The sequence below is a fragment of the Steroidobacter cummioxidans genome (assembly GCF_003104955.1).
This window is the reverse complement of record NZ_LSRW01000003.1, coordinates 210082-218077: the sequence shown is the minus strand read 5'-3', so window position 1 is coordinate 218077 and position 7996 is coordinate 210082. Positions and strand designations below refer to the sequence as shown.

Here is a 7996-nt window from a genome sequence, read left to right as displayed (position 1 = left end):
GCACGTCAGATGTGTATAAGAGACNNCGATCAGCGGCGTACGCTCGAGCTCAACGATCGCTTGCTGCTGCCGTTCCAGGATGTCGGTCAGCTGGTGTTTCAGAGTTTTCAGGATCTGCTCGATCCGCGCGTCGACAAGCAGCGGCAGCAGGCGGCGGTAGTGCGCTTGCATCGCTACGTCGGCGCGGAGAAGGGCTATGAGGCGCTGACGTCGCTGGCTCGTGCACGTTATGAGGAGCGCGCCGGCGATTCGTCGCTGATCGGTCCGTGGGTCGTCGAGGCTGAGCAATACCTCAAGAACATGCCTCGCTATCTCGACGGCACCGAAGAGTTGTTCAAGGAAAGCGGCTTGAAGGGTTGGCAGCGTGACATGAAGACGCTGCGCAAGCAGTTCGCCGAGTATGAGGCCTGGGCGCGCGCTACCGTTCTGCCGCGCGCACGCAAGACCAATCAGCTGCCGCCGGAGCTGTACGCTGACAATCTCAGAAACTTCGGTGTGGACATGAGTCCGCAGGAACTCATCGAGCGTGCGCTCGCGGACTACGTCCAGACGCGCGATGAATTGAAACTGACCGCTGCCGAGTTGGCGAAGCAACGCAACTGGCCGGAGTCCGATTATCGAGATGTCATCCGGCGCCTGAAGCAGGAGCGCATTCCGAACGACCAGCTGCTGAGCTTGTATCAGAACCGGTTGCGTGAACTCGAGACGATCGTCCGTGACAAGCGCATCGTCACGTTGCCGGAGCGCGAGGCGGTGATTCGCCTGGCCTCCGAGGCAGAATCGGCGGCGCAGCCCGCGCCTCACATCGATCCGCCGAGATTGATTGGCAACACCGGCGAGCCGGCCGAATTCGTGCTGCCCACGTCCAACCCCAATGCCAAGCCGGGCGTCGTGATGGACGACTACAGCTATGACGCGATTGCCTGGACGCTCACGGCGCACGAAGCCCGTCCCGGTCACGAGCTGCAGTTTGCCCGCATGCTCGAGCGCGGGGTGTCGACGGCGCGCGTCGTGTTCGCATTCAACAGCGCGAACGTCGAAGGGTGGGCGCTCTATGCCGAAGCGGTGATGAAGGAATATCTGCCGGTGGAAGGACGCGTCGGCTCGTTACAAGCGCGCATGTTCCGCGAAGCGCGTGCGTTCCTCGACCCAATGTTGAATCTTGGACTGCTGCAGCCCGAGCAGGCGATGCGCTTCCTGATGGACGAAGTCGTACTGTCCGAGCCCCGGGCTAAACAGGAAGTGGATCGCTATACGTTCCGTGCGCCAGGCCAAGCGACGTCTTATTACTACGGTTACACGCGCTTCAATGCGTTGCGCACGCGGGTTGAGTTGGCTCAGGCGGGGCGGTTCAACGCGCAGGCGTTCCATGACTTCATCGTCAATCAAGGCCTGCTGCCGTTCGATCTGCTGGAGCAGGCCGCGATGACCGAGTTCGTGCCGGCCAAGCAGTAACGTCACTGCTTGGATTGGGCTGCGGCTTTTTCTTCTTCGCGCGCGCCGGCAAGGATGCCGGGCAGCGCGTAATTGCCTTCGTGACAGGCGTACTCGTAGATCGGCTGGTCGGTGTAATGGAACGGAATCTCGCCACGCCACGGCGTGCTGAACGTGTCGGGGTCCTCGACCGTGAACTCGTAATGGATGGTCTGTGCTTCGGTGCGCGTGAAGCGCTCGATCACCTTGAGCTTCGGTGATATGGGAATCAGGCGGTAGCTCGCGCCCTGGCCGATCTGAATCGGCTGAGCCGGATTGAAGTGGGTGGTCTCGACCACCAGCGTGTCGCCTTCCCAGTGGCCGATCGAGTCTCCCATCCATTTGCGCACGTGATCCGGCAGATGCTTGCCGCCGAGCCGGATGATGCGTGCGTCGTGGACCATCTCGACATGAATCAGCACGGTGTTGGCCGATTGCACGATCTGATAATTGCTGTTGTACATAACCGGCAGCATGGGCGGGCCCGAGTTACTGCCGAAACCCAATAGGCAGCGCTCACCCACGGCGCGTTGCTCCGGACCGTCGAATGCACCTTTGGCGGCACGAGCGGAGCGGGCCGCGAGGCGCTGCTGGCCGAGCTCCGACAGCGCGGGCACCTGGCCGTCTTCGGGAAAGGTAATCAGCGAGCTGCGCCGCTGACCGTTGACCGTCGCGACTTTGTTGGCGGGATCGAACCAGAACACGTTGTAGCCGCCGACGTTGCCCTTGGGCAGCTCCTGGTTCAGATCGCTGGGCCGATCGGACTCGGCCGCAAAGTCCTGCATGCGCTTTTCCATCTGTAGCGCCTCAGCCTCGGTCAGCACCAGTTTGTTGCCCAGCATCTTGGGGCGTTCGACCGGCGTGAGCGTGGCGTTGGTCCAGATGCCTTGCAGGTCGGGGTGACCGTCAGCCGTGCGCGGCGCTTTGTAGGTGCCGGCCAGGGCCGCGGACGAGGCCAATGTCAGACCGACTGCCGCCCACCAATGAAATGAGTTCGCCGTGTGGCCCGATTTCATCGCGTGCCGCCTTTCCGTGATGATCGAAACGATCGAGTGCGGCGAGTATTGCAGAGCCACGCGCCGCCCGGCCCGGCGTTGACGGTTCTTCAGCTTCGCGGATTAATTTCCGCGCAGCGGCTGGTTTGCACGGCGTGGACGACAGGGGGGCGCGCCGTCAATTTTTGCCAGCACGGACATCGCCGCCTCATAGCGCGAACGAGCGGTGCGCAGGTTGATCGATTCAACGGCGGGTCGCCCGGCGCTCGCCGCCGATTGATTCTCGACCTCGGCGCGTAACAGCGGCAGGGCGTCCTTCAGGGTAGCGAGCAGCTCGGGTGCGGCGGCGATCAGCCTTGCGTTGGCTTCTGCACTTGCGTCATCGGGGCCGACGGCGTTGTGACACAGGGCGATATGCCAGACCACACCATCGATGACTGCGTCGATACACGGCTCGTTGGGATAACGCGGATCGAGACTGACGATCCAGGGTCCCTGAGTATGCTGTCCCATCCTTATTTTTCCCTTCCTCCGGCTGCTAGCTGATACGACCCTTCATTGAAAGAAGTTCAGCCCTGCCGGAAACGCAAAATCGCTGCAGCAGTCGGGCGCGATTGTCCCTCGCCAGTTTGCGTTGTCAACACAATGCCGGCCGAGGCTCTAAGTAACGTCTGTCATCCGCTTCAGGGAATGCCTGATGCCGTATGCACGGTCCGGCGCTTGAGCAACTCTCGCTTCGCGGCGTACATATCCATCAAAGGGTGGGTGCCCCATTCGAGTGGGAGTAGATAAGGGATGGACCGCTTTTGGGCCGCTGTGCAACTGGCGGCCTTTTTTATTGTCGTGCTCAGCATCAGTCCGCGCGCCCAGGCGTGTGAGGACTGCGAGCGAGTGCCAGACGACAAGCCCACCGGTCGCGTCGATGTGACAGCGGCGGTCGATGCTGCCGGCGCGTTCGTCGTCAAAGCGCTGCGCGGCCTATATCCGTCCTACCGCGTTTCCGTCGTCGAAGGCGACGCGATCGATACCATGACCGTGGCCGAATATGCGGCCGCCTACGGCGTCCATGACGGACACAGTCGCGCCGAATTGCCGGACTTCCAACATCGCTACGCCTGGCAGCTGACGTATCGTGATGAGCAGCCGGCGGCACTGTCACAACCGACGCCAGCGGAGCGAGCCCACGGCACCGATGTGACGCTGGATGATTCCCGAGTGATCGGCTTGAGATTCGAGTTCGATTACGGTTGGAGGCGCTAAGACGGCTTGCGCCCGCTGATGACAGGGATGTGCCACACCGCGTACTGGCGAGGATCCAGAATCGCGTCGATGCTTTGATCGAACAGCGCACGCAGCTCGTCGATCGTCAGCTTGCTGTTTTCAGCGAGCACTTCCGTATAGCCGTCGCGCCATGCCTGAATGATGGTGGCGAAGGTCTCGCGGGGCACGCGCAACGTATCGACGATCACATAATCGACGTGCAATTCCCGCAGCCCCAGATCGTTCATGATTGCCCAGGTGCGGCGGCCGATGCGGGCGTCGGTGTGAGTCCGGCGCGTATATTCGACGACGCCGTCATGCCACAGCCGATCCGGATCCACTGCACCGACAGGCATGTGCAACATCCCATAATCCTCGCTGAGCACGTGCAGCCAGCCGCCGGGTTTGCAGATCCGATACAGCTCGGCGATGACTTTGTCCGGCTCGGGCACCGCTTGCGTCATGTGACGGCACACGACCAGGTCGAATTGTGCGTCGCTGAACTTCAGCTCGAACGCGTCACCTTGCTCGAAGCGCACACGAGGCGCGAGTGCTGCATGCACTCGACGGGCGTAGGCTGCGGAGCTCTCCAGGATATCCACGCCGACGATCTGAGCTTGCGGATAACGCGCGGCCAGGCGGCTGGTGATCTCGCCGCTGCCGCAGCCGATGTCGGCAATGTGTGACGGCTGGCCGTAACGCCCCAGCAACGATTGCTCCTGCGGCCAGATGGCTTCAGCCTGCGCGCGCAGATTGCGGACCATGGACTCGTCTGCCATTTGCTCGGCTTGCGGATTGCGGTGCTTGCTCATGGCTGCATGATGAGCCAGCCGCTGCCGCCGGCAAAGGCTCAGCTCGCCGGCTCTGGAGCCATTACACATCCGCCCACCCGCTATTAATCGAACGCCTGATTATCCAGCCGGCTGCAACAGGCGACTCTGCAGGGGGCCAGAGCGTGCCCGGAAGCTGAATCTCGAGCCAAGGCTCGTAGAGTTTTGTAATCCCGACCGCGCGAATGGCGACCACGTCACATTCGTGGTCGCCTGTCCGCGCCAAACTACCGCCGCTTAAGGTTTCATCGGACAGCGCCTCAAAGTGACAGTAGCTAAGATGCGGCCGGCCTTTCTGGCCCCGTCTTGCTCCTGTGCTCAAGCGCCAATCGAGAGAAACCCCAACGTGTATCGTCGCTCACTCGCCGCCATTGCATTGACTGCCACCCTGCTGAGCCCGCTGGCTCATGCCAAGGGCGAGCAGAGTCTGCGAGTGCATTGGAACAAGTCGTCCGAGACCGATCTGGGGACGGTGATGATCGGCGACTTCGACGGGTCACCCGAGTCGAACTATCTGGTCGGCGCGAGCTATGGCTACCAGTACAGCGATACGCTGTTCACGCTGCCGATCGAGATGACCGCGAACGTGGGTGTGCAGTGGCTGAATGAGCGGGGCTATCAGCAGGATGGCTACGGTCTCACGACATTCATCAAGGCCCACTATCGTTGGCGTTTGCCGTGGACCGAGAAGCAAATCCGGCTCGGGCTGGCTGAGGGACTCAGCTACGTCTCGCGCATCCCGATGAGCGAGGTGCGTGACTTCGCCACCAAGGATGCCAGGTCGGAGAAGCTGATGAATTATCTCGAGTGGACCATCGACGTGCCGCTGCGGCAGTTCGGGGCACTGGAGGGCTTGTTCGAGGGCGGCGCCATCAAGGACGCCTCGGTGGGCTTCCTGGTGTGGCATCGCTCCAGCGTGTTCGGTGTGTTTAGCGAGACCGGTGGCGGTGTGAACTTCATGGGCTTCAGCGTCGAAGCCAAATTCTGAGGTTCGCGGCGCCGTTGCGATGGATCAACGATAACCTGGCATGGAGTTGGCAATGAAGCTGGAAGTGATGTCGATCAGTTTCCTGCGCAGCGGCGCGCTGTCGGTGGAAGTCGGCGCGCAGTCGCAGAAGGACACGCCCACCGAGCCGTCGCTGGACGTGGTGAAGATGTGGGTGTACCTGCCGTCGTACAATAAATCCGACAGCATGGCGGACATCCTCGAAGCGGCGCTCAATATCGCCCGCCAGTCGCTACGCTGACGTTTCTTATGAGTCTCCTCGTCGTTTCCGAGGAGCTTCCCCCGGGGCCGCACGTATAAGATTCCCCCAACCGCGCCCGCCAGCGAGGCGCGGATTGATGCTTGGGGGATTCGATGCGGCCATTCCGTTCAGCGGTACAGCACGTTTTGCACGGCGCGATGCTCGGCGTCGTGCTCGCTCATTCGTCGGCCGGCGCTGCCGAAGTCGATGCCGCCCGCCTGCTCGCGGCTCCCGGCAACAATGCTGACTGGCTGACGCACGGCCGCACATACGACGAGCAGCGCTTCAGCCCGCTGTCGCGAATCAACCAAGGTAATGTCAACGAGCTGAAGCTCGCCTGGTTCTACGACTTCGACACTACGCGCGGCCAGGAAGCGACGCCACTGGTGATCGACGGCGTCATGTATGTCACATCGGCGTGGAGCAAAGTGGTTGCGCTCGATGCGCGCACCGGTCGCGAGCTGTGGCGGTTCGATCCCAAAGTCGACGGTGCCAAAGCCATCGATGCCTGTTGCGATGTCGTCAACCGGGGCGTCGCGGCGTGGGGCAATCGCGTATTCGTTGGCACGCTCGACGGGCGATTGATCGCGCTCGATCGCACGACCGGCACGCCCGCGTGGTCCGTGCAGACAACCGATCCAACCAAACGTTACACCATCACCGGCGCGCCACGGGTGATCGCCGGCAAAGTCATCATCGGCAACGGCGGCGGCGAGATGGGCGTGCGCGGCTACGTCTCCGCTTACGATGCTAACGACGGCAAGATGGTGTGGCGCTTCTATACGGTGCCTGGCAATCCCAAGGATGGCTTCGAAAGCCCGGCGCTGGAGCGTGCCGCGAAAACGTGGCACGGCGAATGGTGGAAGTACGGTGGCGGCGGCACTGTATGGGATTCGATGGCCTACGATCCGCAGCTCGATCTGCTGTATATCGGCGTGGGCAACGGCAGCCCCTGGAATCACCAGATCCGCTCCAACGGCGAGGGCGACAATCTTTATTTGTCTTCTATCGTGGCGCTGCGTCCGTCGACTGGCGAGTACGTGTGGCATTTCCAGACAACGCCGGCGGAGTCGTGGGATTTCACTGCGACTCAGCACATCATCCTTGCCGATCTCACTATCGACGGCAAAGTGCGCAAGGTGCTGATGCAGGCGCCGAAGAACGGTTTTTTCTATGTGATCGATCGCGCCACGGGCGAGTTCATCCACGCCAAGAATTATGTGCACGTCAGCTGGACGACGGGCCTCGATCCGAAAACCGGCCGGCCCGGCATGGTGCCCGAGGCGCGTTATCTGCGAGAGCCGGCGATGGTGTCGCCGGGGCCGTTGGGTGCGCATAACTGGTATCCCATGTCTTTCAGCCCGCAGACGAAGCTGGCGTATATCCCGGCGCTGGAAGCGTCGAGTTATTACAAACACGACGACGCATTCCAGTTCCGCGATCGGACGTGGAACACGGGCATTCAGCTCTCGCGCGATCCTGCGAATGCCAAGACTGTGGCCGACGCGGCGAAGAGCAAAGGTGGCGCGATGTTGCTCGCGTGGGATCCGGTCGCTCAGCGCGAAGTGTGGCGAGTGAATTATCCGCGAGCGGGCAACGGCGGCTTGCTTACGACCGCGGGTAAGTTGGTATTCCAGGGCTCGGTCGACGGCATGTTCAACGCTTACGCCGCCGACACCGGCGCGCGCTTGTGGTCACAGGATGTGCAGAACGCGATTCTCGGCGGACCAGTGACGTTCGAGCTGGATGGTGAACAATACGTGTCGGCGCTGGCGGGCATTGGCGGTGTGGCCGTTGCGGGCATTCTGGGTACGTCGCAGGCTCGTAGTGCGTTCGGTCGTGTCGTGACGTTCAAGATCGGTGGCAAAGCTGCGTTGCCAGCGCTGATTTCCAACGCTGCGCGCAAGCCGCTGGACGTGCGTCGCGCCAACGCGGAAGGTGATGTTGCGTCCGGTCAGCGCTTGTTCGACAACGTCTGCTCGGTTTGTCACGGCATGAGTGCGCGCAGCGAGACGGCGATTCCGGATTTGCGTTATTCCAGCACGATCGTCGATCGTGAGATGTTCAAGTCGATCGTTATCGACGGCGTGCGGGCCAGTAAGGGCATGGTGGGGTTCGGCTCGACGCTGACGCCGGCGCAAGCCGAGGAGATCCGAGCCTATCTGGTGTCTCTGGCCGTCGCGCTATAGGC

The 7996-nt window shown here is 62.0% G+C and carries 8 protein-coding genes; 5 read left to right on the top strand and 3 right to left on the bottom strand.

The annotated features are described in order from the left end of the window. Positions 1 to 9 precede the first annotated feature (9 nt). Positions 10 to 1455 carry a DUF885 domain-containing protein gene (locus D0550_RS02315; RefSeq protein WP_116807478.1) on the top strand — a complete coding sequence of 482 codons (1446 nt, stop codon included), beginning with the start codon at positions 10 to 12 and terminating at the stop codon, positions 1453 to 1455. Positions 1456 to 1457: 2 nt separating this feature from the next. On the opposite strand, the gene D0550_RS02310 is transcribed toward D0550_RS02315, so the two are convergent. Further along, the gene (locus D0550_RS02310; RefSeq protein ID WP_116807477.1) at positions 1458 to 2489 is read right to left on the bottom strand and encodes a hypothetical protein; all 1032 of its coding nucleotides are present in this window, start codon (positions 2487 to 2489) and stop codon (positions 1458 to 1460) included. 102 nt (positions 2490 to 2591) lie between these two features. Continuing rightward, positions 2592 to 2981, bottom strand: a complete 390-nt coding sequence (locus D0550_RS02305; protein ID WP_116807476.1) for a hypothetical protein — start codon at positions 2979 to 2981, stop codon at positions 2592 to 2594. Between the two features lie 282 nt (positions 2982 to 3263). Here D0550_RS02305 and D0550_RS02300 point away from each other — a divergent pair, with 282 nt between their 5' ends. Continuing rightward, positions 3264 to 3728, top strand: coding sequence for a hypothetical protein (locus D0550_RS02300; protein WP_116807475.1), 465 nt, complete (start codon positions 3264 to 3266; stop codon positions 3726 to 3728). On the opposite strand, the gene D0550_RS02295 is transcribed toward D0550_RS02300, so the two are convergent. Next, a complete protein-coding gene (locus tag D0550_RS02295; protein WP_116807474.1) occupies positions 3725 to 4540 on the bottom strand; it encodes a class I SAM-dependent methyltransferase in 816 nt (271 codons plus the stop codon). The two genes, D0550_RS02300 and D0550_RS02295, sit on opposite strands and share 4 nt — an antisense overlap. Before the next feature lie 364 nt (positions 4541 to 4904). Here D0550_RS02295 and D0550_RS02290 point away from each other — a divergent pair, with 364 nt between their 5' ends. From D0550_RS02290 to D0550_RS02280, 3 genes are all read left to right on the top strand, one after another. Beyond that, positions 4905 to 5546, top strand: a complete 642-nt coding sequence (locus tag D0550_RS02290) for a hypothetical protein (RefSeq protein WP_116807473.1) — start codon at positions 4905 to 4907, stop codon at positions 5544 to 5546. Between the two features lie 52 nt (positions 5547 to 5598). Then, a complete protein-coding gene (locus D0550_RS02285) occupies positions 5599 to 5805 on the top strand; it encodes a hypothetical protein (protein WP_153067005.1) in 207 nt (68 codons plus the stop codon). Positions 5806 to 5918: 113 nt separating this feature from the next. After that, entirely contained in the window at positions 5919 to 7994 is a 2076-nt protein-coding gene (locus D0550_RS02280; RefSeq protein WP_116807471.1) for a PQQ-dependent dehydrogenase, methanol/ethanol family, read from the top strand. Positions 7995 to 7996: the final 2 nt, after the last annotated feature.

Bases quoted from the DNA above. Each gene is read 5' to 3' on its own strand.
- D0550_RS02310 (WP_116807477.1), bottom strand. From the start codon at position 2,489: ATGAAATCGGGCCACACGGCGAACTCATTTCATTGGTGGGCGGCAGTC.
- D0550_RS02305 (WP_116807476.1), bottom strand. From the start codon at position 2,981: ATGGGACAGCATACTCAGGGACCCTGGATCGTCAGTCTCGATCCGCGT.
- D0550_RS02300 (WP_116807475.1), top strand. From the start codon at position 3,264: ATGGACCGCTTTTGGGCCGCTGTGCAACTGGCGGCCTTTTTTATTGTC.
- D0550_RS02295 (WP_116807474.1), bottom strand. From the start codon at position 4,540: ATGAGCAAGCACCGCAATCCGCAAGCCGAGCAAATGGCAGACGAGTCC.
- D0550_RS02285 (WP_153067005.1), top strand. From the start codon at position 5,599: ATGAAGCTGGAAGTGATGTCGATCAGTTTCCTGCGCAGCGGCGCGCTG.
- D0550_RS02280 (WP_116807471.1), top strand. From the start codon at position 5,919: ATGCGGCCATTCCGTTCAGCGGTACAGCACGTTTTGCACGGCGCGATG.